We start from the raw sequence: 21,143 nt of genomic DNA, 5'->3' as shown, positions 1-21,143 counted from the left end.
ATGGCTGAAGTACTTGTGCTCGTTGAGCACTCCGAAGGCGCATTGAAGAAGGTCAGCGCCGAGCTCATCACCGCCGCCCGCGTGCTGGGTGAGCCTGCCGCTGTCGTGGTGGGCAAGCCGGGCACCGCGGCCCCGCTGGTCGACGGCCTGAAGGCCGCCGGTGCGGCCAAGATCTACGTCGCCGAGTCCGACGACGCGGAGAACTACCTGGTCACCCCCGTCGTCGACGTGCTGGCCGGGCTGGCCGAGTCGGCCGCCCCCGCCGGCGTGATCCTCGCCGCCACCGCTGACGGCAAGGAAATCGCCGCTCGCCTGGCCGCGCGCATCGGCTCGGGTCTGCTGGTCGACGTGGTCGACGTCAAGGAGGGTGCGGTGGGTGTCCACAGCATCTTCGGTGGCGCCTTCACCGTCGAGGCCCAGGTCACCAGCGACACCCCGGTCATCACCGTGCGTCCGGGCTCGATCGAGGCCGCCCCGGCCGACGGTGCCGGCGAGGTCGTCAACGTCGAGGTCCCGGCCCAGGCCGAGAACGCGACCAAGATCACCAAGCGCGAGCCCGCCGTTGCCGGTGACCGCCCCGAGCTCACCGAGGCCAGCGTCGTGGTCGCCGGTGGCCGTGGCGTCGGCAGCGCCGAGAGCTTCTCGGTCGTCGAAGAGCTGGCCGACTCGCTGGGCGGCGCCGTCGGCGCCTCCCGCGCCGCGGTCGACTCGGGTTACTACCCGGGCCAGTTCCAGGTCGGCCAGACCGGCAAGACGGTGTCGCCGCAGCTGTACATCGCCCTGGGCATCTCCGGCGCGATCCAGCACCGTGCCGGCATGCAGACCTCCAAGACGATCATCGCGGTGAACAAGGACGAGGAAGCGCCGATCTTCGAGATCGCCGACCTCGGCATCGTCGGTGACCTGTTCAAGGTCAGCCCGCAGCTGACCGAGGCGGTCAAGGCCCGCAAGGGATAGATCCCCAACGCGTCAACGCAGAACCCCGGTGCACCCTGTGGTGCCCGGGGTTCTGTGCTGTGTGGGGGCGGTCTGGCGCGAATCGCGCACACACCGCGCGCCGGGTGTCACGCTGGAGTCAAGCGCGAGCCCGAGAGTCACTTTGGCGTGCCGACTACGGATTTTCCAGGGTTTGAATCTCGGCCCGCGGTGCCAGTGTTGGTCCTGTCAGCACGCCAGAGAAGGGATTCGCACGATGAAAATCACAGTCATAGGGGCCAGCGGCCAGATCGGCTCGCGGGTGGTGCGGTTGCTCACCGAGGCCGGCCACGACGTGGTGGCCGCCTCCCTGTCATCGGGTGCCAACGTCCTCACCGGTGAGGGTCTGGTGGAGGCGCTCAGCGGCGCCGACGCACTCGTCGACGTGGTCAACTCGCCTTCGTTCGACGACGGCCCGGTGATGGACTTCTTCACCGCGTCCTCGCGCAATCTGGTGGCCGCGGCGAAGGAGACCGGTGTCGGACACTACGTCGCGCTGTCGATCGTGGGGACCGACGGCCTGCCCGACAGCGGCTACATGCGGGCCAAGGTGGCCCAGGAGAACAACATCACCGAATCCGGACTGCCGTACTCGATCGTGCGGGCCACACAGTTCCAGGAGTTCGCCGAAGCCATCACCGGGTCGCTCGTGGTGGGCGACGAGGTGCGGGTTCCCGATGCGCGGATCCAGCTGATCTCCGTCGACGACGTCGCCGATGAGGTGGCCAAGGTGGCGCAGGGCGCTCCACTCGACGGGATCGTCAACATCGGTGGGCCCGACAAGATCTCGTTCGCCGACATGGCGCGCGCGGTACTGGCCGCGCAGGGCGACGACAAGCCCGTCGTGGTCGATCCGCAGGCGACGTACTTCGGCACCGCCGTAGACGACGACAGCTTGGTCACCGGTGACGACGGGATTCTGGGTGAAACCCGTTGGGCCGCATGGGCCGGGGCGCACTGACATGCCGGTCACAGCGGAGCAGGAAAAAGCCCTCCACGACGCGATGACCGTGATCGCCAGCGTGACACCGCCGTTCATCCCGCCGAACGCCGAGGTGATGACGACGATCATCGAGTGGCCCGCCGGATCACCCGGGGCGCCGCCACACCGCCATCCCGCCGGACCTGCCTTCGGCTACGTGCTCGAGGGCGAGATGCTGTTCGAGCTGGAGGGTGAGCCGCCGCGGGTGGTCAAGGCGGGGGAGGCCTTCTGGGAACCCGGCGGCGACGTCATCCACTACTCGGATGCCAACAATCGCGACGACGTTCCGCTGAAGTTTCTCGTCAACATGTTGTGCGTGCCCGGTCAGCCGATGCTCGTCATCGTCGAGGACGAGGAACTCGAAGCCCGCAAGGACCGGCGAGTGCGCTGATGGCCGAGTTCTCCGACGTGGTCCGGTCGCGTCGGTCGTCGCGGATGTTCTTGCCGGACAAGCATGTTCCGCGGGAGCTTCTGGACGAGGCGCTCGCGCTGGCAGTGCGGGCGCCGTCGAACTCCAACACGCAGCCCTGGCACGTCTTCTTCGCCACCGGTGAGCGGCGCGTCCGACTGGTGGACGCGCTGCTCGCCGCGGTCGAGGCGGCACCTCCGGCGATAGGTTCGGCGGGCCTGCCGCCGCGGTTCGCCCACCTTCGCAGGGAGAGCGGTGCCCTGGTCTACGGGGCGATGGGAATCGCCCGCGATGACGCCCAGGGGCGCTGGGCGGCCCAGAAGCGCACGCCGTTCTCCTGTGCCTTCCGTGGCCGGAGTGGTCTGCATGCATCGAGATTTCACGAATGTCGATGCGATGGGGGTCGGCATGTTCCTGCAGACCCTGCTGCTCGCGTTGAACGAACGGGGTCTCGGCAGTTGCGTGCAGGTGTCGATCTCGTTCTATCCCGATGTGCTGCGTGAACAACTCGGCATCCCTGACGATCTGACGATCCTGAGCGGGGTGTCGATCGGCTACGCCGACCCCGAGTTCCCCGCCAACAACCTGGATACACCGCGCAATCCGATCGGTGAGAACGTGGTGTTTCTCGACGCCTAGGGCGCCGCCCAAAAAGTCACCTGGCGCTCACAGACATGTCACACGGGCGATGCCGTATGGAGACCCGACTGGGCGACCGTGCTGGTTATGAGCACTGCATCTGTACTCATCGCCGCTGATCACGCCGACAGCGCGGCGCCCGATGCGCCCCGCTACACCCTGTTGTTGTCCGCCGATCCCGAGCTCATCGAAGCCGCCCAGCGGCTTCGTCATGACGTGTTCACCTCCGAACCCGGATTCGCGCTCACCGCGGCCACCGACGGGCGAGACGCCGACCGGTTCGACCAGCATTGCGACCACCTGCTGGTGCGCGAGGACCGCACCGGTGAGCTGGTGGGCTGCTACCGGATGCTGCCCCCGCCGGGCGCCATCGCCGCGGGCGGGCTCTACACCGCCACCGAGTTCGACGTACGCGGTCTCGACGCGCTGCGGCCGTCCCTGGTCGAGATGGGGCGTGCGGTGGTGCGGGCCGATCACCGCAACGGCGCCGTCGTCCTGCTCATGTGGGCGGGGATCCTGGCCTACCTCGACCGCTCCGGCTACGACTACGTGACGGGCTGCGTCTCGGTGCCGGTCGCCGGCAACGCCGACGGTCCGCCCGGCACCCAGATCCGCGGCGTCCGGGACTTCGTACGGCGTCGCCACGCCGCACCCGCCGAGCACACGGTGTACCCGTACCGGCCGGTGGTCCTGGCCGGCAAAGGGCTCGACGACATCGACCCACCGTCGCGCACCACGGTGCCGCCGCTGATGCGCGGTTATCTGCGCCTGGGCGCACAGGTGTGCGGAGAGCCGGCCCACGACCCCGACTTCGGGGTGGGGGATTTCCCGGCGCTGCTGGACAAGCGCCGTGCCGACGTCCGCTACCTGAAGCGTCTGCGCTCGGTATCGGCAGCAGCCGACATGGCCGACGGGACGGCCGGGGGCGCATCATGACCACAGCCCCGTGTGAACATTCCTGGCTGCCCAAGGCATCGTGCGATGGCAGCTGCGTATATGCCGGCGGCGCCGACGCCGGTCGCCGCCTCGTGGTCTGGATCCGCACCAGCATCCGGGTTGTCATGGCCGTCGTCCTGTTCCCCTGCGCGGTGCTGCTGGCGGTGCCGATGCCGGGCCGCTCGCACGTGCAGCGGTTCTACTGCCGGTTGATGCTGCGCTGCTTCGGCGTGCGAGTGACATTGTCGGGCGGGCCCATTCGAAACCTGCAGGGCGTGCTCGTGGTCAGTGGGCACGTGTCGTGGCTCGACATCTTCACCATCGGTGCGGTGCTGCCGGGCTCGTTCGTGGCCCGTGCCGATCTGGTGGAATGGCCCGCGTTGGGCCGACTGGCCCGAGTGATGAAGGTCATCCCGATCGACCGGGGCAGCTTGCGCCGGCTGCCCGCGGTGGTGCACACCGTGGCCGAGCGGCTGCGTGCCGGGCACACGGTGGTGGCGTTTCCGGAGGGCACCACCTGGTGCGGACTGGCCTACGGACCCTTCCGGCCCGCGATGTTCCAGGCCGCGATCGACGCGGCCCGGCCGGTACAGCCGCTGCGGCTGGTCTACCGCCACCGCGACGGCCGGCCGTCGACGATTCCGGCCTTCGTGGGAGAGGACACCCTGCTGCGGTCGGTGCGGCGCGTCATCACCGCACGTCGCACCGTGTGCCACGTGCATGTCGGGTCGCTGCAGCTGCCCGGAGACGACCGCCGGGCACTGGCCGGGCGCTGCGAGGCGGTGGTGCGGGGCCACCAGGAGCTCCCCGGCGCTCCCGCGCACGTCCTGGCGGCCTGAGGCGGCCGGAGGGAGGGCCGCCTGCCAGCGGCTATCCTAGGAGGGTTATGGCCTCCATCCTGACCTCCTCCTCAGGCGGGCCGGTCTATCTCGATCACGCCGCCACCACCCCGATGCACGCCGCTGCCATCGAGGCGATGACCGCTGCGCTGGCCACCGTCGGCAATGCGTCGTCGCTGCATGGTTCCGGCCGGACGGCGCGTCGGCGGATGGAAGAGGCCCGCGAGACGCTGGCCCACCTGCTGGGCTGCCGTCCCTCGGAGGTGATCTTCACCGCCGGGGGCACCGAGAGCGACAACCTCGCCGTCAAGGGCATCTACTGGGCCCGCCGCGATGCCGAGCCGACGCGGCGCCGCATCATCACCACCGCCGTCGAGCACCACGCGGTTCTGGATGCCGTGCAGTGGCTGGTCGACCATGAGGGCGCCGAGGTGACCTGGCTGCCGGTGGACGCCGAGGGGGTCGTCGCCCCCGAGTCGCTGCGCGCGGCACTGGAGGCCGGCGACGGACCCGCAGACGTGGCACTGGTCAGCATCATGTGGGCCAACAACGAGGTCGGCACCATCATGGCGATCGCCGAACTGGCTGCGATCGCGGCCGAGTTCGAGGTCCCGATGCACAGCGACGCCATCCAGGCCGTCGGCCAGATCCCCGTCGATTTCGCCGAGACCGGGCTGGCGGCGATGAGCATCGCCGCGCACAAGTTCGGCGGCCCGATGGGCGTCGGCGCGTTGGTGCTGCGGCGTGACACCGCCTGTGTGCCGCTGCTGCACGGCGGCGGGCAGGAGCGCGATGTCCGTTCCGGGACGCCCGATGTGGCCGGCACCGTGGCGATGGCCGCGGCCGCGGAGGTGGCCATCGGTGGGCTCGCCGAGCATGCCGCCCGGATGCAGGCGCTGCGGGACCGGTTGATCGACGGGGTGCTGTCGACGATCGAGGACACGTACCTCAACGGTCCGCGGGGAGCCGGCCGGCTTCCCGCCAACACCCACTTCACCTTCCGCGGTTGTGAAGGTGACTCGCTTCTGATGCTGCTCGACGCCAAGGGCGTGGAGTGCTCCACCGGCTCGGCCTGCACCGCCGGCGTGGCGCAGCCGTCGCACGTCCTGATCGCCATGGGTGCCGACCCGGCCACTGCGCGGGGGTCGCTGCGATTCTCGTTGGGGCACACCAGCACCGACGCTGACATCGACGCGGTGTTGGAGGTGCTGCCTGCGGCCGTCGAGCGGGCCCGGCAGGCGGCGCTGGCCAGCGCGGGGAGGACGTTCTCATGAGGGTGCTGGTCGCGATGAGCGGCGGTGTGGATTCCTCGGTGGCCGCCGCACGGATGGTCGATGCCGGCCATGACGTGGTCGGTGTGCACATGGCGCTGTCGTCGGCGCCGGGGACGTTGCGCACCGGCTCCCGGGGCTGCTGCTCGAAGGAGGATGCCGGCGATGCCCGCCGAGTGGCCGACATCCTCGACATCCCGTTCTACGTATGGGATTTCGCTGACCGGTTCAAGGACGACGTGATCGACGACTTCGTCGAGTCGTACGCCCGCGGCGAGACCCCGAATCCCTGTGTGCGGTGTAACGAGCGGATCAAGTTCTCTGCTCTGGCGGCACGCGCGCTGGCGCTCGGATTCGATGCGGTCGCCACCGGTCATTACGCCCGGCTGGCCGACGGCCGGCTGCGCCGCGCGGTCGATGCCGACAAGGACCAGTCCTACGTGCTGGGTGTGCTGACTGCCGAGCAGCTGGCTCACGCGATCTTCCCGATCGGTGACACTCCCAAGTCGCAGATCCGGGCCGAGGCCGCCGAGCGTCGCCTGGCTGTCGCGAAAAAGCCGGACAGCCACGACATCTGCTTCATCCCCTCCGGGGACACCCAGGCCTTCCTGGGCGCCCGCATCGGGGTGCGGCGCGGCTCGGTGATCGACAACGAAGGCACGGTGCTCGCCGAACACGAAGGCGTGCATGGCTTCACCATCGGACAGCGCAAGGGTCTGGGTATCGCGGGACCGGGTGCCGACGGTCGTCCCCGCTATGTCACCGGGATCGACGCCGAGACGGGCACCGTCCGGGTCGGTCCGGTCGAAGATCTCGAGATCTGGGAGCTGACCGGTAACAAGCCGGTGTTCACCGGCGGGGCGGCGCTGCAGGGCCCGGTGGAATGCCAGGTCCAGGTGCGCGCGCACGGCGGGATCACCGACGCGGTGGCCGAGCTGCGCGAGGGCAGGCTGGAGGTCTCTCTGCGGGGGCCGCTGCGCGGGGTGGCGCCCGGCCAGACGATGGTTCTGTACCGGCCCGACGCCGACGGTGACGAGGTCATCGCCAGCGCGACCATCGCACGCGCGTGACCGTTTTCGCAGCGGCGACCGGTATCGGATCATGGCCCGGCACACAGCCGCGGGCCGCGGCCGAGGTTGTCGTAGGTGAACTGCACACCCTGTCGCACCTCGTCGAGCTGCCCGCGCGGGGGATCGGTGCCGATCTGATCGGACGGGCCGGGGCCCTGCTGGTCGACATCGGCGTCGACACCGTGCCGCGCGGGTACCGCATCGCCGGTGGCCGCAGCGCTGCCCTGCGGCGGGCGGTCAGCCTGCTCGGCGAGGACATCGACGCGCTGGAAGAAGCCTGGGAGCGGGCCGGGCTACGGGGTAGTGGGCGTGCGGTCAAGGTGCAGGCGCCCGGACCGATCACCCTGGCCGCACAGCTGGAGTTGCCCAACGGACATCGGGCCATCACCGATCACGGTGCGCTGCGCGATCTTTCGGCCTCACTTGCCGAAGGGTTGGCGATCCACCGAGCCGAGGTGGCCCGGCGGTTGGAGACTCCGGTGGTGGTCCAGCTCGACGAGCCGTCGCTGCCGGCCGCGCTGGCGGGCCGGCTCTCCGGGGTCACGAGTTTCACCCCGGTGCATCCGGTGGACGAGGCGTTGGCGATGAACCTGCTCGACGCGTGCGTGGTGGCGGCCGGCTCTGATGTCGCACTGCACAGCTGTGCCCCGGAGCTGCCGTGGAAGGCGTTGTTGCGCAGCGCTGTTCAGGCGATATCGGTCGACGTCTCGACCCTGTCGCCCGCGGATCTGGACGGTGTCGGGGAGTTCGTCGACTCGGGACGAACGGTGCTGCTCGGCGTGGTGCCTGCGACTGCGCCCGAGGGGAGACCCTCGGTCGAGGAGGTCGCCAAGGCCGCGGTGGCACTCACCGACCGCCTCGGCTTCGCCCGGGCGGTGCTGCGCGACCGCATCGGGATCACGCCGGCCTGCGGGCTGGCCGGGGCCACGTCGCAATGGGCGCGCACCGCGGTGGAACTCACGCAGAAGGCCGCCGACGCATTCGCCGAAGATCCGGACGCCATCTAACAAAGGCAACTAAAAGGTTGCGCTTGACCGCGCATCGTTCTACGCTGAAGGGCAACTGAAAGGTTGCGTATGAGTACTGATCGGATCGAGAAGGAAGTCCTGCTCAAGGCGCCGCTGGACCGGGTGTGGCGGGCCATCAGCAACTCCGAGGAATTCGGCCGATGGTTCGGGGTCCGCTTCGACGGGCCCTTCATCGCCGGGGAATCGGTCAACGGGGTGATGACGCCCACCGAGGTCGACGACGACGTCGCCGCCATGCAGGAGCCCTACGCCGGTGAGGCCGACGCCTGGCACATCGTGGCGGTCGAGCCGCCGCATCGGCTGGCCTTCCGCTGGCATCCCTACGCCGTGGAACCCGGCTCCCGCGAGCCGGCGGCGCCCACCACCCTCGTCGAGTTCACCCTCGCCGAGGCCGATGGCGGGGTCCTGCTGCGCATCGTCGAATCGGGGTTCGACGCGGTTCCCGCCGCGCGACGGCGCTCGGCGTTCGAGGCCAACAGCCAGGGGTGGGCCCACCAGGCCGAGATGGTGCGCAAGTACCTCGCGCTCGGCGAGTCGGTATGACAGCCGCCGTCGCCGAACGTGCGCCACTCTTCGACGCGCTCGGCGATCCCAACCGATTGCGCATCGTGACCCGGCTCTGTGAGGGTGGCCCCTGTTCGACAGTGCAACTGACACAGGTCATTCCGGTCACCCGGCAGGCCGCGACCAAGCACCTCCTGCTGCTGGAGGCGGTGGGCCTGGTGACCAGTGATCGCAAGGGTCGCGAGCGTATCTGGCGGATTCATCCCGAACCACTGGTGCAGGCCAGCGACTACCTGACGGCACTGTCGCACCGCTGGGACAAGGCGCTCGACCGCCTGCGGGCCTACGTCGAGGACTGAAAGCGGTTGGGGGAGAAGACTGTTGCTGCTACTCGGGTGCGAAAACCCCGCCGATCTGATGTTCGAGCAGCTCGGCCAGCCGTAGCGGGGTGCGGTCCTCGAACATCGGACCGATGAGCTGCACTCCCACCGGCAGTCCCTCTCGGGACCGACCCGCTGGTATGGCGGTGGCGGGCAGGCCTGGCATCGTGGCCAGACCGGCCCAGACGAGCTGGTCGAAATATGGGTACTCGACGCCGTCGATGTCGAGCCGGCGTTTCAGCAGATCCGGATGGTGGTCGTGTGGGAACGCGGGAGTCGGCGTGATGGGACAGACGACGGCATCGAATTCGCCGAAGAGCTGTCGCCAGCCGTGGCGGTGCAGCTCGCGACGCCGGGTCAACTCGATCCAGTCGCGGTGGCTCAGCACCATCCCGCGCAGCCGCGCCGCCTCCAGGCTCTGATCGTCGGCACTCAGTCCGGCGGCGCGGTCACGTAGCTGCTCGTACGAATCGATCGGAAAGCGTGCGGTGGAACCAGAAAACAGCAGCTGCGTGTACAGCGACGCGGCCTCGGCCAGATCGGGCAGCAGCGGACTGTGCCTCTGGACGCGGGCACCGTTGGAGATCAGGGCGTCGGCCACCCGATTCACCGCGGCGCGAACCGCGATTCCGGTCGCAATGTCCGGATGCTCCTCGACGACCAAGATCCGGAAGTCGCCGAGACGCTCTCGGCGTGGGGGTGGCAGCGTCACTTTGTGTGCCACGCCGACAGTCAGCGGATCCGGGCCGGCCATCACATCGAGCAGGACAGTGAGGTCGCGGGCGGTGCGCGCCATCGGACCGACGACAGCGAGGTCGGAGTCGATCGGCAGGGCCGGCCCCGGAGGCGGGGCCATACCGCGCATCGCGGCCAGCCCAACGGTGGGTTTGTGGGCGTAGACGCCACAGAAATGCGCGGGGGTGCGCAGCGAACCGGCGAGGTCGGAGCCGACCGACAACGCACCGAACCCGCACGCCAGGGCGGCCGCCGACCCACCCGATGATCCGCCCGACGTACGACCGCGATCCCACGGATTGCTGGTGGTGCCATGGATATCGTTGAAAGTCTGCACATCTTGCAGCCCCAGTGGGACGTTGGTCTTGCCGAGCACCACCGCACCGGCAGACTTGAGCCGCGACACCTGCACCGCGTCCTCGGCCGGCACGAAATCCCGGTAGTGCGGCATGCCCCAGGTCGTGGGCAGCCCTGCCATGTTGTAGGACTCCTTGACCGTCACCGGAATACCCAGCAGCGGCCGGTCCTCGCCCCGGGCCAGCGCGTGGTCGGCCCGCCGCGCAGCCTCCCGCGCACGGTCGAAGTCGGGCACACAGACAGCGTTGATCGCCCGGTCGTCCCGCTCGATACCAGCGATTGCCGCCTCGGTCAGCTCCGCCGAGGACACCTCACGAGCGCGCAATGCGACTGCCAACTCGCCGGCCGACCGACGACTCCAATCCATGAAGCCGACGCTAACGACCCTTCACCTGGGCCATAAAATCCTGCTTATCGCAACAACTGGCAACGACTAGCTGCCGCGCAACTCCCGGCGCAGGATCTTGCCGGCCGATGACTTGGGGATTGCCTCGATGAACTGCACTTGGCGCACCTTCTTGTAGGGCGCCACCAGGCCGGCCACGAACGCCATCACTTCCTCGGCGGTCAACTCCGTCGAAGGCTGTTTGACCACAAAGGCTTTCGGCACCTCCTCGCCGGATTCCTTGTCCTGCACCCCGATCACGGCCGCGTCAGCGATACCGGGATGCCCCAGCAGCACGGCCTCCAGCTCGGCCGGGGGCACCTGGTAGCCCTTGTATTTGATGAGTTCCTTCAGCCGGTCCACCACGTAGACGCAGCCGTTGGAATCGACCTGGGCCAGATCTCCGGTGTGCAGGAACCCGTCGGCGTCGATGGTCTCCCGGGTGGCCGCCGCATTGCCCAGATAGCCGGCCATCACGTTGGGGCCCTTGAACCACAGCTCACCGGTTTCGCTCAAACCCTCTGCCGGGATCTCGATTTCATTCCCGGTCTCGGGGTCGACCAGCTTGCTCACGCCGTTGGGGACGGTCCAGCCGCACGAGTCCAGCGGCGCGACCGTGCCGACCGATGCCAGCCCGCCGTCGTGCGGGGTGATGTGGCTGACCGGGCTCAGCTCGCTCATGCCGTAACCCTGGGACACCGTGCAGTTCAACCGTTCTGCCACGGCGCGACCGAGGTCGGCATCCAGCGATGCCGCACCGGACAGCACGGCGCGCAGCGAGGACAGGTCATACGAGTCGACCATCGGGTGCTTGGCCAGGGCGACGGCCACCGGCGGGGCGATGTAGACGAAGGTGCACCGGCGGGTCGCGATGTTGTCGAGGAACTCGGTGAGATCGAACGACGGCATGATCACCAGCTGCGCGCGGGCGTGCAGGGCGGCGTTGAGCAGCACCGTCATTCCGTAGATGTGGAAAAACGGCAGCACGGCCAGCAGCCGGTCATCGGACGTCATGCCCTGCAGCGGGCGGATCTGCGCGACGTTGGCCGTCAGGTTGGCGTGGGTCAGCATGACGCCCTTGGGGTTGGCCGTCGTGCCCGAGCTGTAGGGGAGCGCGGCCAAGTGAGTGGCCGGATCGAAACTCACCTCGGGAGCCGGGCCCTGCGCGCCCAGACCGTCGCCGTCGAGTACCACGACCTGGCCGGGGTCCAGGCCCGCGGCGGAGGCGCCTTCAGCGGCCTGGGGCAGCAGGGCGTTCACCGTGACGAGCAGTCGGGCCTTCGAATCCTTGAGCTGCTTGGCGATGTCACGCGCGGTGAACAACGCGTTGACGGTGGTGGCGGTCGCGCCCGCGCGCAGAATTCCGTGGAACGCGATCGCGAAATCCGAACTGTTGGGCGACAGCAGTGCCACCACGTCGCCGACACCGATCCCGCGGGCCGCGAGCCCGCCGGCGAACGCGTCGATCCGGCTCACCAGCTCGCCGTAGGTGGTCTCGGTACCGGACTTGGCATCGACCATGGCGATCCGGGCGGCATCGGCGGCCGGCATGTCGGCGAACAGATAGTCGTAGACGCTGACGGTCGGCAGGTCGACATCGGGGAATGGGCTGGCGAAACTCATGGCTGCTTCCGTTCAGTTCTCGTCGAGTTGTTTGATGAGCCGGCGCGAGGCGACCAGGCGGAACGAGGCGTCGACGAGTTCGCGGACCTCGACCCAATCCACCTTCGCCGCAGTGAAATCCAGGCCGAGCCACCCGAAGGGGCCCATGTAGGCCGGGAAGAAGAAACGGCTGTCCTGTTCGAGTGCCCGGCGGTCGCTGTCGTCCACCTTGATCAGCAGCGAATGCGGATACGGCACCATCTCGCCGCGGGTCTCGGGTTTGACGTTGCCGCCGTACATCGCGAACATCTTCGGCGCACAGAACACCGGCCGGCCCCACGAGATCTTCTCGAATGCCTCGGGAAATCCAAGAGCAATGTCGCGGAGCTCGGCCAGGCCCAGATCGTCGTCGCTGAACATGATCGGGTGCGGCATGCCCATAGATTAGTGGGACGCCCGGTCCCGCCTGCGGGCACAGCGGCTGATCGGTCTGTCGGTCGGTTCGACTAGCCTGCGGTGGTGACCTCGAACGACGCTGGAGACGCTGACCTGCGACGACGTTGGCAGGAACTCGCAGAAGAAGTGCGGGGGCATCAGTTCCGGTACTACGTCAAAGACGCGCCGATCATCTCCGACGCGGAGTTCGACAAGCTGCTGCGGGAGCTGCAGGCGCTCGAGGAGGAACACCCCGAGCTGCGGACCCCCGATTCCCCGACACAACTCGTCGGCGGTGCCGGATTCGCCACCGAGTTCGCCCCGGCCGAGCATCTGGAACGGATGTTGTCCCTGGACAACGTGTTCGATTCCGACGAGCTCTCGGCCTGGGCAGCCCGGATCAGTGGGGAGACCGGCGATGCCGCGCACTTCCTGTGCGAGCTCAAGATCGACGGCGTCGCACTGGCCCTCGTCTACCGCAACGGCCGGCTGGTACGGGCCGCCACCCGCGGTGACGGGCGCAGCGGTGAAGACGTGACGCTCAACGCCCGCACCATCTCCGACATCCCCGAGCAGTTGACCGCCTCCGACGAGTTTCCGGTGCCCGACGTGCTGGAGGTCCGCGGCGAGGTGTTCTTCCGGGTGGCCGACTTCGAGGAGCTCAACGCCGGGTTGGTCGCCGAGGGTAAGCCGCCCTTCGCCAACCCTCGCAACAGTGCGGCGGGCTCGCTGCGGCAGAAGAACCCGGCGGTCACCGCCCGGCGCAAACTCCGGATGATCTGTCACGGGCTGGGCCACGCCGAAGGCTTCAGCCCGGCGTCGTTGCATGACGCCTACCGGGCGCTGGGCCAGTGGGGCTTGCCGGTGTCCGAACACACCGCCAAGGTCTCCGGTGTCGCCGCGGTCGCCGAGCGGATCGCCTACTGGGGTGAACACCGCCATGACGTCGACCACGAGATCGACGGTCTGGTGGTCAAGGTCGACGAGGTCTCGCTGCAGCGCCGGCTCGGCTCGACCTCGCGCGCACCGCGCTGGGCCGTGGCCTACAAGTACCCGCCGGAAGAGGCCACCACGAAGCTGCTCGACATCCGGGTGAGCGTGGGGCGAACCGGTCGGGTCACCCCGTTCGCCTACATGGAGCCGGTCAAGGTGGCCGGTTCGACCGTCGGCCTGGCCACGCTGCACAACGCGACCGAAGTTCAGCGCAAGGGCGTGTTGATCGGGGACACCGTCGTGATCCGCAAAGCCGGCGACGTCATCCCCGAGGTGCTCGGTCCGGTGGTCGACCTGCGCGACGGGTCCGAGCGTCCGTTCGTCATGCCCACCAACTGCCCCGAATGCGGCACCGTGCTGGCCCCGGCCAAGGAGGGCGACGCCGACATCCGCTGCCCGAACACCCGCAGTTGCCCGGCGCAGTTGCGGGAGAGGGTGTTTCACGTCGCCGGCCGTGGCGCGTTCGACATCGAGGGGCTCGGCTACGAGGCGGCCACCGCGCTGCTGCAGGCGGGGGTGATCACCGACGAGGGCGATCTGTTCACCTTGACCGCCGACCAGTTGCTGCGCACCGACCTGTTCACCACCAAGGCCGGCGAGCTGTCCGCCAACGGCAAGCGGCTGCTGGCCAATCTGGACAAGGCCAAGGCCCAGCCGCTGTGGCGGGTGCTCGTGGCCCTGTCGATCCGCCATGTGGGCCCGACCGCGGCGCGGGCGCTGGCCACCGAGTTCGCCAGCCTGGACGCCATCGTCGCGGCCAGTGAGGAACAGCTCGCCGCGGTGGAAGGGGTGGGTCCGACCATTGCGGCCGCGGTCATCGACTGGTTCACCGTGGACTGGCACCGCGCGATCGTCGACAAGTGGCGTGCGGCCGGGGTCAGGATGGCCGACGAGCGCGACGCCAGCATCGAGCGCACGCTGGAAGGTCTGTCGATCGTGGTGACCGGGTCGCTGCCCGGATTCTCCCGTGACCAGGCCAAGGAAGCCATCATCAATCGCGGCGGCAAAGCGGCCAGCTCGGTCTCCAAGAAGACCGCTTACGTGGTGGCCGGGGAGGCCCCCGGATCCAAGTACGACAAGGCCGTGGAGCTCGGCGTCCCGATCCTCGATGAGGACGGTTTCCGGGCCTTGCTCGCCGAAGGCCCGCCGGCGGCGGCCGAGAGCTAGCCGGAGCTCAGCGCAGGATGGTGGCGACGATTCCGGCCAGATAACCCAACCGGGCCACCTCCGATGGGCGGAAGCCCGGGCCGCCGGGGCGGCCCAGCACGACCGCGGTGTCGTGGTCACCCAAGGGGGCGGCGGCCAGGGTGGTGTCCATGTCGCGCCACAGCTGCGGCACCCAGTCCTCGGTGCCGTCGAGGGCGGCGGCATGGGGCAACGGCAGCCACGGTGCGGACTGGGCCTGGGTCTCGGGCGCCCCGTGACTCGCCGCGATGCGTTCCACACCGGTGGCGGTCGAGCGGACCACGACGCACCAACTGACGCGCAGAACGCGGGGCGCCTCTTCGGCGAGCACCCGGAGCCGATCGGCGCGGGAATGCGCGGCGGAGACATGGTCGATCAGTTCGAGTTCACGGTGCGCCTCGAGCAGCCCGGTGTGCGGGCGGATGCTGTCGACATAGACGCCGGAGAGGTTTTCGGCGGCGGTGATCAAGGTGTCGGGCATGGAGCCCTGCGGCAGGTCGACGACCAGATCGTCGATCGCGTAGCCGGTTCCGCGCTCGACAACGTCGAGCGACAGGATGTCGGCGCCGACCGAGCCGAGCGCCACGGCGAGGGAGCCGAGGCTGCCTGGTCGGTCCTCTAGCTGGACCCGCAGCAGATACGAAGGCACGCGCATCACCTTTGCACAGCGGGCGGAGTGGGGCATGCCGGTGCATCGTCGGGTGCACTGCCGACGAGAGGCCGATTTGGTGGCTTGACTAGGCTGCTTTGTCGTGTCGAAGATCTCCCGAGACGAGGTTGCCCATCTGGCGCGTCTGGCGCGTCTGGCGCTGACCGATGACGAACTGGACAGTTACGCCGGCCAGCTGGATGCCATCCTCGGCCACGTCAGCCAGATCCAGTCCGTCGACGTCACCGGTGTGGAAGCGACGGACAACCCGCTCAAGGACGTCAACGTCAGCCGGCCTGACGTTGTCATGCCGTGCCTGACGCAGGACGAAGCGCTGGCCGCCGCGCCGCGTGCCGAAGACGGGCGCTTCGCCGTGCCGCGGATTCTCGGAGAGGGTGAATGACGAGCATGAGTGAGCTGATCCGTCGCGATGCGGCGACCCTGGGTGCCCAGATCGCGGCCAAGGAGGTCTCCTCGACCGAGGTGACCCAGGCCCACCTGGACCAGATCGCCGACACCGACGAACGCTTCAACGCCTTCCTGCACGTGGCGGCGGAGTCCGCGCTGGCCGAGGCAGGCCGGATCGACGCCGCAGTGGCCGCCGGTGAGACGCTGCCCTCGCCGCTGGCCGGTGTGCCGCTGGCGCTCAAGGACGTCTTCACCGCCACCGACATGCCGACCACCGCCGGGTCCAAAATCCTTGAGGGCTGGCGTGCGCCGTATGACGCGACGGTCACCGCCAAGCTGCGCGCCGCCGGTATCCCGATCCTCGGCAAGACGAACATGGACGAATTCGCCATGGGATCGTCGACCGAGAATTCGGCCTACGGCCCGACCCGTAACCCGTGGAACACCGAGCGGGTGCCCGGCGGCTCGGGCGGCGGCAGCGCCGCGGCGCTGGCCGCCTATCAGGCCCCGTTGGCCATCGGCACCGACACCGGTGGCTCGATCCGTCAGCCGGCCGCGCTCACCGCGACCGTCGGCGTCAAACCGACGTACGGCACCGTCTCGCGCTACGGCCTGATCGCCTGTGCGTCCTCGCTCGATCAGGGAGGCCCGTGTGCCCGCACGGTGCTCGACACCGCACTGCTGCACCAGGTGATCGCCGGTCACGATCCGCGCGATTCCACCTCCGTCGACGCCCCGGTGCCCGATGTGGTCGGTGCCGCCCGGGCCGGTGCGGCGGGCGATCTCAAGGGCGTGCGGGTCGGCGTCGTCAAGCAACTGCGCGGCGAGGGCTACCAGCCCGGCGTGCTGGAGTCGTTCAACGCCGCCGTGGCCCAGCTGACCGCGCTCGGCGCTGAGGTCAGCGAGGTCGACTGCCCGCACTTCGACCATGCGATGGATGCTTACTACCTGATCCTGCCCTCGGAGGTGTCGAGCAACCTGGCCCGCTTCGACGCGATGCGGTTCGGGCTGCGCGTCGGCGACGACGGCACCCACAGCGCCGAAGAGGTCATGGCGCTGACCCGGGCCGCTGGATTCGGCCCGGAGGTCAAGCGCCGGATCATGATCGGCACCTACGCGTTGTCGGCGGGCTACTACGACGCCTACTACAACCAGGCTCAGAAGGTGCGGACGCTGATCGCCCGTGACCTGGAGCAGGCCTACCAGAGCGTGGACGTTCTCGTGACGCCGACTACTCCTACCACGGCCTTCGGCCTAGGGGAGAAGGTCGACGATCCGCTGGCCATGTACCTGTTCGATCTCTGCACGCTGCCGCTGAACCTGGCCGGGCACTGCGGTATGTCGGTGCCGTCGGGGCTCTCGCCCGATGACGGCCTGCCCGTGGGTCTGCAGATCATGGCCCCGGCGCTGGCCGACGACCGGCTGTACCGCGTCGGCGCGGCCTATGAGGCGGCCCGCGGCCCGCTGCCCAGCGCGTTGTAGCGGCATGCCCTTATGCCCGGCACGGTTGTGTCGGGCGGGGCAAGATGGTGCTCATGCGCATCGGAGTTCTCACCGGCGGTGGTGACTGTCCTGGCCTGAACGCGGTGATCCGGGCGGTGGTGCGTACCTGCGACCAGCGCTACGGCTCATCGGTGGTCGGATTCCTCGACGGCTGGCGAGGTTTGTTGGAGGACCGGCGGATCCAACTGGCCAATGACGATCGCAACGATCGGTTGCTGGCCAAGGGCGGCACCATGCTGGGCACCGCGCGGGTCAACCCGGACAAGCTGCGGGCGGGCCTGGAGCAGATCAAGCAGACGCTCGAAGACAACGGGATCGATGTGTTGATCCCCATCGGTGGTGAGGGCACCTTGACCGCCGCGCACTGGTTGTCCGAGGAGAACGTCCCGGTGGTCGGGGTGCCCAAGACCATCGACAACGACATCGACTGCACCGACGTGACTTTCGGTCACGACACGGCCCTGCAGGTGGCGACCGAGGCGATCGACCGGCTGCACAGCACCGCCGAATCACACCAGCGCGTGATGCTGGTCGAGGTGATGGGCCGGCATGCCGGCTGGATCGCGCTGAACGCCGGGCTGGCCTCGGGTGCCCATATGACCCTGATCCCCGAACAGCCCTTCGACGTCGAAGAAGTGTGCCGGTTGGTCAAGAAGCGCTTCCAGCACGGCTCGTCGCACTTCATCTGCGTGGTGGCCGAGGGAGCCAAGCCGGCCGAGGGCACCATGCAGCTGCGCCAGGGCGGTATGGACGAGTTCGGCCACGAGAAATTCACCGGTGTGGCACAGCAATTGGCGCTCGAGGTGGAGAAGCGGATCAAGAAGGATGTCCGCGTCACCGTGCTGGGGCATGTCCAGCGCGGCGGTACCCCGACGGCGTACGACCGGGTGCTGGCCACCCGGTTCGGCGTGAATGCCGCTGACGCCGCGCATGCCGGTGAGTTCGGGATGATGGTTTCGTTGCAGGGGCAGGACATCGGCCGGGTGTCGCTGGCCGATGCGACCCGCCACCTGAAACTGGTACCGCAGTCCCGCTACGACGACGCCGCCGAGTTCTTCGGCTGAGCGCGCCGGAACGTCAGGCGCTTTTGAGGGCTTCGCGGCGCAGCAGCTGCCACATGGACGGGGTGTTCACCGTGGTCGAAATCGTCACGGTCGCACCGGTTTCAGGTGATCCGCCCAACTTCAGCAGGTAGTCGGCGAGATCGGTGCGCGAGGTGAACGCACCCACCGGGTCGCGTCGGCCGGCGATGTAGTCGGTGACCTCGGGCAGGTCGAACAGGCCCGACGGCCGCACGATGGTCCAGTTCAGCCCGCTGCCGGTCACGATGTCCTCCATCCGGCGCATGTCGGCGTAAAGGGTCTTGCCGAAGATGCGGCTGATCACGGGCTGGACCACGCGCAGTGCGATCGGCGTATCGGTGCGCCCGGGGTAGTCGGCGATCGCGGTGGAGCTCACGACGGCCAGCCGGTCAACTCCGGTCGAGCGCATCGCGGCCACGATGTTTCCCACGCCGACCGAATAGGTGTCGACGGGTTCCATCGTGAACGTGACGCCCAGGGTGGACAGCACCGCGTCGGCACCGTCGACGGCGGCGGTCACCGCCTCCGCGTCGCGCACGTCGGCTCCGGCGACGGTGAGTGCGGGGTCGGCGATCGGAAACTTTTCGGGGTGGCGGGTGACTGCCACGACGGTGTGACCGGTGTCGAGCGCCCGGCGGGTCAGCAGGCGTCCGGTCGCGCCGTTGGCTCCGAAGATTGTGATGCGCATCTGGCCTCCCAAATAGTCACTAAATATGACAATCACATTAGATGACAATCATCGACAGTGCTAGTGTCCGAGGCGTGGCTGAGGAACCGATCGGCGTATCCGCGCTCGACCAGCGCATCCCGTTCCTGTTGTCGCAGCTCGGCGCACACGTCGCCGAGAGCTTCAAGGCCCGGCTGCAGCCACTGGGTCTGCACCCTCGGGCCACCGCGGTCCTGCTGGCGCTGGCCGCGGCCGACGGGCAGTCGCAGCGCGAGTTGTGTGAGCGCCTGGGCCTGCACCGCAACGTCATGGTCACGCTGATCGACACGCTCGAAGCCGAAGGTCTCGTCGAACGCCGGTCACACCCCGGGGACCGGCGGGCCTTCGCCGTGTCGCTGACCGACCGGGCGCGCGAACTGCTGCCCGGCCTCGACTCCACGGGACGGACGCTCGAGGACGAACTGACCGCCTCACTGTCCGACGAGGAACGTGAGGCGCTTCGACAGACGCTGCGGCGCCTGTCGGCCGCGGCGGGCCTGATCCCCGGCGTCCACCCCGGACTTGGCTGAATCACCGCCCAACTAGGATCGACACCATGTCTGTCGCTACCGCCGAACTCGTCGACTACGACGACGTCATCGCCGCCTACGAGCCCGTGATGGGCATGGAGGTGCACGTCGAGCTGTCCACGGCCACCAAGATGTTCTGCGGCTGCGCCAACCGCTTCGGCGCTGAGCCCAACACACTGGTCTGCCCGGTCTGCCTGGGCCTGCCCGGTTCGCTGCCGGTGCTCAACGAGGCGGCCGTCGAGGCGGCGATCCGCATCGGCCTCGCGCTCAACTGCGACATCGCGCCGTGGGGCCGGTTCGCCCGGAAGAACTACTTCTACCCCGACCAGCCGAAGAACTACCAGATCTCGCAATACGACGAGCCGATCGCGATCGACGGCTACCTCGACGTGCCGCTCGATGACGGCACCACCTTCCGCGTCGAGATCGAGCGTGCGCACATGGAGGAGGACACCGGCAAGCTGACCCACCTGGGCAGCGATACCGGTCGCATCGCGGGCGCGACGACCTCGTTGGCCGACTTCAACCGGGCCGGCGTACCGCTGATCGAGATCGTCACCCGGCCCATCGAGGGAACCGGGGCGCGGGCACCGGAGATCGCCCGGGCCTATGTCACGGCACTGCGAGATCTGCTGCGCGGCTTGGGTGTGTCGGATGTGCGGATGGACCAGGGATCGATGCGATGTGACTCGAACCTGTCCCTCAAGCCGGTGGGGGCCGCCGAGTTCGGCACCCGCACCGAGACCAAGAACGTGAACTCACTCAAGAGCGTCGAAGTTGCCGTCCGGTACGAGATGCGCCGGCAGGCGGCAGTTCTCAACGCCGGTGGCACCGTCACCCAGGAGACCCGGCACTTCCACGAGGACGGGTACACCTCACCGGGGCGCAGCAAGGAAACCGCGCAGGATTACCGCTACTTTCCCGAGCCCGACCTCGAGCCGATCGCTCCCAGCGCCGAGCTGATCGACCGGCTGCGCCAGACCATTCCGGAACTGCCGTGGTTGGCGCGCAAGCGGATTCAGGAGGAGTGGGGCATCTCCGACGAGGTGATGCGCGACCTGGTCAACGCCGGTGCGGTCGAGTTGGTGGCAGCCACCGTCTCCCACGGCGCCTCCAGTGAGGCCGCCCGCGCCTGGTGGGGCAACTTCCTGGTGCAGAAGGCCAACGAATCCGAAATCGAGCTCGAGGCACTGCCGATCACCCCGGCCCAGGTGGCCGCCGTGGTCAAACTCGTCGACGAGGGCAAGTTGTCCAACAAGCTGGCCCGCCAGGTGATCGAGGGAGTGCTGGCCGGCGAGGGCGAACCCGAGCAGGTGATGACCGACCGCGGGCTGGCACTGGTGCGCGACGACTCGGTGATCCAGGCTGCCATTGATAAAGCGCTCGAGGCTCAGCCCGACGTCGTGGAGAAGATCCGCGGCGGCAAGATCCAGGCCGCCGGCGCGATCGTCGGTGCGGTGATGAAGGCCACCAAGGGCTCGGCCGACGCGGCCAGGGTTCGCGAGTTGGTACTGGCCGCCTGCGGCCAGAGCGGGTAAAC

General features: G+C 68.6%; 21 protein-coding genes and 1 pseudogene. 17 read left to right on the top strand and 5 right to left on the bottom strand.

Annotated features, from left to right (window positions below; translation table 11 throughout):
* From BN2156_RS10390 to BN2156_RS10340, 11 genes and pseudogenes are all read left to right on the top strand, one after another.
* Positions 1-957, top strand: coding sequence for an electron transfer flavoprotein subunit alpha/FixB family protein (locus tag BN2156_RS10390; protein WP_090513163.1), 957 nt, complete (start codon positions 1-3; stop codon positions 955-957).
* Between the two features lie 235 nt (positions 958-1,192).
* Positions 1,193-1,936 carry an SDR family oxidoreductase gene (locus BN2156_RS10385; RefSeq protein ID WP_090513161.1) on the top strand — a complete coding sequence of 248 codons (744 nt, stop codon included), beginning with the start codon at positions 1,193-1,195 and terminating at the stop codon, positions 1,934-1,936.
* A 1-nt stretch (position 1,937) separates the two neighbouring features.
* Positions 1,938-2,348, top strand: a complete 411-nt coding sequence (locus BN2156_RS10380; RefSeq protein ID WP_090513158.1) for a cupin domain-containing protein — start codon at positions 1,938-1,940, stop codon at positions 2,346-2,348.
* Positions 2,348-3,005 (top strand): annotated as a pseudogene (locus BN2156_RS31515) (nitroreductase). The gene BN2156_RS10380 and the pseudogene BN2156_RS31515 overlap by 1 nt, the downstream one beginning before the upstream one ends.
* Positions 3,006-3,092: 87 nt before the next feature.
* The gene (locus BN2156_RS10370) at positions 3,093-3,941 is read left to right on the top strand and encodes a GNAT family N-acetyltransferase (protein WP_090513157.1); all 849 of its coding nucleotides are present in this window, start codon (positions 3,093-3,095) and stop codon (positions 3,939-3,941) included.
* Complete coding sequence (locus BN2156_RS10365) at positions 3,938-4,780, top strand: lysophospholipid acyltransferase family protein (RefSeq protein WP_090513140.1); 843 nt, start codon at positions 3,938-3,940, stop codon at positions 4,778-4,780. Before BN2156_RS10370 ends, BN2156_RS10365 begins: the two co-directional genes overlap by 4 nt.
* A 47-nt stretch (positions 4,781-4,827) precedes the next feature.
* The gene (locus BN2156_RS10360; protein ID WP_162490769.1) at positions 4,828-6,054 is read left to right on the top strand and encodes a cysteine desulfurase family protein; all 1,227 of its coding nucleotides are present in this window, start codon (positions 4,828-4,830) and stop codon (positions 6,052-6,054) included.
* Positions 6,051-7,121, top strand: coding sequence for a tRNA 2-thiouridine(34) synthase MnmA (gene mnmA, locus BN2156_RS10355; RefSeq protein ID WP_090513138.1), 1,071 nt, complete (start codon positions 6,051-6,053; stop codon positions 7,119-7,121). The genes BN2156_RS10360 and mnmA overlap by 4 nt, the downstream gene beginning before the upstream one ends.
* On the top strand, positions 7,118-8,128 hold the full coding sequence (locus tag BN2156_RS10350) for a uroporphyrinogen decarboxylase/cobalamine-independent methonine synthase family protein (protein WP_090513135.1): 1,011 nt from the start codon (positions 7,118-7,120) through the stop codon (positions 8,126-8,128). Before mnmA ends, BN2156_RS10350 begins: the two co-directional genes overlap by 4 nt.
* Positions 8,129-8,197: 69 nt before the next feature.
* The gene (locus tag BN2156_RS10345) at positions 8,198-8,692 is read left to right on the top strand and encodes an SRPBCC family protein (protein WP_090513133.1); all 495 of its coding nucleotides are present in this window, start codon (positions 8,198-8,200) and stop codon (positions 8,690-8,692) included.
* A complete protein-coding gene (locus BN2156_RS10340) occupies positions 8,689-9,012 on the top strand; it encodes an ArsR/SmtB family transcription factor (protein WP_090513116.1) in 324 nt (107 codons plus the stop codon). Before BN2156_RS10345 ends, BN2156_RS10340 begins: the two co-directional genes overlap by 4 nt.
* 28 nt (positions 9,013-9,040) lie before the next feature.
* Here BN2156_RS10340 and BN2156_RS10335 read toward each other — a convergent pair whose 3' ends face one another.
* The 3 genes from BN2156_RS10335 to BN2156_RS10325 all read right to left on the bottom strand — a co-directional run bounded on the left by BN2156_RS10335 (position 9,041) and on the right by BN2156_RS10325 (position 12,547).
* Positions 9,041-10,492: an amidase gene (locus BN2156_RS10335; RefSeq protein WP_090513114.1), complete on the bottom strand. Its 1,452-nt coding sequence runs from the start codon at positions 10,490-10,492 to the stop codon at positions 9,041-9,043.
* Between the two features lie 66 nt (positions 10,493-10,558).
* Positions 10,559-12,133, bottom strand: a complete 1,575-nt coding sequence (locus BN2156_RS10330) for a 4-coumarate--CoA ligase family protein (RefSeq protein ID WP_090513112.1) — start codon at positions 12,131-12,133, stop codon at positions 10,559-10,561.
* A gap of 12 nt (positions 12,134-12,145) precedes the next feature.
* Positions 12,146-12,547, bottom strand: coding sequence for an MmcQ/YjbR family DNA-binding protein (locus BN2156_RS10325; protein WP_090515734.1), 402 nt, complete (start codon positions 12,545-12,547; stop codon positions 12,146-12,148).
* An 84-nt stretch (positions 12,548-12,631) separates the two neighbouring features.
* On the opposite strand from BN2156_RS10325, the gene ligA reads away from it, so the two are divergent.
* Positions 12,632-14,707, top strand: coding sequence for an NAD-dependent DNA ligase LigA (gene ligA / locus BN2156_RS10320; protein WP_162490768.1), 2,076 nt, complete (start codon positions 12,632-12,634; stop codon positions 14,705-14,707).
* 7 nt (positions 14,708-14,714) lie between these two features.
* Here ligA and BN2156_RS10315 read toward each other — a convergent pair whose 3' ends face one another.
* Positions 14,715-15,383 carry an ACT domain-containing protein gene (locus BN2156_RS10315; protein WP_210436640.1) on the bottom strand — a complete coding sequence of 223 codons (669 nt, stop codon included), beginning with the start codon at positions 15,381-15,383 and terminating at the stop codon, positions 14,715-14,717.
* Positions 15,384-15,477: 94 nt separating this feature from the next.
* Between BN2156_RS10315 and gatC the strand changes: the two genes are divergently transcribed.
* The 3 genes from gatC to BN2156_RS10300 are packed head-to-tail and all read left to right on the top strand — an operon-like array spanning position 15,478 to position 18,349.
* Complete coding sequence (gene gatC, locus BN2156_RS10310) at positions 15,478-15,777, top strand: Asp-tRNA(Asn)/Glu-tRNA(Gln) amidotransferase subunit GatC (protein WP_090513107.1); 300 nt, start codon at positions 15,478-15,480, stop codon at positions 15,775-15,777.
* Positions 15,778-15,782: 5 nt separating this feature from the next.
* On the top strand, positions 15,783-17,264 hold the full coding sequence (gene gatA, locus BN2156_RS10305; protein ID WP_090515729.1) for an Asp-tRNA(Asn)/Glu-tRNA(Gln) amidotransferase subunit GatA: 1,482 nt from the start codon (positions 15,783-15,785) through the stop codon (positions 17,262-17,264).
* Between the two features lie 53 nt (positions 17,265-17,317).
* Entirely contained in the window at positions 17,318-18,349 is a 1,032-nt protein-coding gene (locus tag BN2156_RS10300; RefSeq protein ID WP_066895886.1) for an ATP-dependent 6-phosphofructokinase, read from the top strand.
* Positions 18,350-18,362: 13 nt separating this feature from the next.
* On the opposite strand, the gene BN2156_RS10295 is transcribed toward BN2156_RS10300, so the two are convergent.
* Positions 18,363-19,055, bottom strand: coding sequence for an NAD(P)-dependent oxidoreductase (locus BN2156_RS10295; RefSeq protein ID WP_090513105.1), 693 nt, complete (start codon positions 19,053-19,055; stop codon positions 18,363-18,365).
* 74 nt (positions 19,056-19,129) lie between these two features.
* On the opposite strand from BN2156_RS10295, the gene BN2156_RS10290 reads away from it, so the two are divergent.
* A complete protein-coding gene (locus BN2156_RS10290; RefSeq protein WP_235625263.1) occupies positions 19,130-19,603 on the top strand; it encodes a MarR family winged helix-turn-helix transcriptional regulator in 474 nt (157 codons plus the stop codon).
* Between the two features lie 26 nt (positions 19,604-19,629).
* Positions 19,630-21,141, top strand: coding sequence for an Asp-tRNA(Asn)/Glu-tRNA(Gln) amidotransferase subunit GatB (gene gatB / locus BN2156_RS10285; RefSeq protein ID WP_090513101.1), 1,512 nt, complete (start codon positions 19,630-19,632; stop codon positions 21,139-21,141).
* Positions 21,142-21,143: the final 2 nt, after the last annotated feature.

Origin of the sequence: Mycolicibacterium neworleansense (assembly GCF_001245615.1) — a bacterium.
GTDB classification, from domain to species: Bacteria; Actinomycetota; Actinomycetes; order Mycobacteriales; family Mycobacteriaceae; genus Mycobacterium; species Mycobacterium neworleansense.
Note: the sequence above shows the minus strand (reverse complement) of the source record. Positions and strands in the feature narration are given on the sequence as shown.

Bases quoted from the DNA above. Each gene is read 5' to 3' on its own strand.
- BN2156_RS10390 (WP_090513163.1), top strand. From the start codon at position 1: ATGGCTGAAGTACTTGTGCTCGTTGAGCACTCCGAAGGCGCATTGAAG.
- BN2156_RS10385 (WP_090513161.1), top strand. From the start codon at position 1,193: ATGAAAATCACAGTCATAGGGGCCAGCGGCCAGATCGGCTCGCGGGTG.
- BN2156_RS10380 (WP_090513158.1), top strand. From the start codon at position 1,938: ATGCCGGTCACAGCGGAGCAGGAAAAAGCCCTCCACGACGCGATGACC.
- BN2156_RS10370 (WP_090513157.1), top strand. From the start codon at position 3,093: ATGAGCACTGCATCTGTACTCATCGCCGCTGATCACGCCGACAGCGCG.
- BN2156_RS10365 (WP_090513140.1), top strand. From the start codon at position 3,938: ATGACCACAGCCCCGTGTGAACATTCCTGGCTGCCCAAGGCATCGTGC.
- BN2156_RS10360 (WP_162490769.1), top strand. From the start codon at position 4,828: ATGGCCTCCATCCTGACCTCCTCCTCAGGCGGGCCGGTCTATCTCGAT.
- mnmA (WP_090513138.1), top strand. From the start codon at position 6,051: ATGAGGGTGCTGGTCGCGATGAGCGGCGGTGTGGATTCCTCGGTGGCC.
- BN2156_RS10345 (WP_090513133.1), top strand. From the start codon at position 8,198: ATGAGTACTGATCGGATCGAGAAGGAAGTCCTGCTCAAGGCGCCGCTG.
- BN2156_RS10340 (WP_090513116.1), top strand. From the start codon at position 8,689: ATGACAGCCGCCGTCGCCGAACGTGCGCCACTCTTCGACGCGCTCGGC.
- BN2156_RS10335 (WP_090513114.1), bottom strand. From the start codon at position 10,492: ATGGATTGGAGTCGTCGGTCGGCCGGCGAGTTGGCAGTCGCATTGCGC.
- BN2156_RS10330 (WP_090513112.1), bottom strand. From the start codon at position 12,133: ATGAGTTTCGCCAGCCCATTCCCCGATGTCGACCTGCCGACCGTCAGC.
- BN2156_RS10325 (WP_090515734.1), bottom strand. From the start codon at position 12,547: ATGCCGCACCCGATCATGTTCAGCGACGACGATCTGGGCCTGGCCGAG.
- gatA (WP_090515729.1), top strand. From the start codon at position 15,783: ATGAGTGAGCTGATCCGTCGCGATGCGGCGACCCTGGGTGCCCAGATC.
- BN2156_RS10300 (WP_066895886.1), top strand. From the start codon at position 17,318: ATGCGCATCGGAGTTCTCACCGGCGGTGGTGACTGTCCTGGCCTGAAC.
- BN2156_RS10295 (WP_090513105.1), bottom strand. From the start codon at position 19,055: ATGCGCATCACAATCTTCGGAGCCAACGGCGCGACCGGACGCCTGCTG.
- gatB (WP_090513101.1), top strand. From the start codon at position 19,630: ATGTCTGTCGCTACCGCCGAACTCGTCGACTACGACGACGTCATCGCC.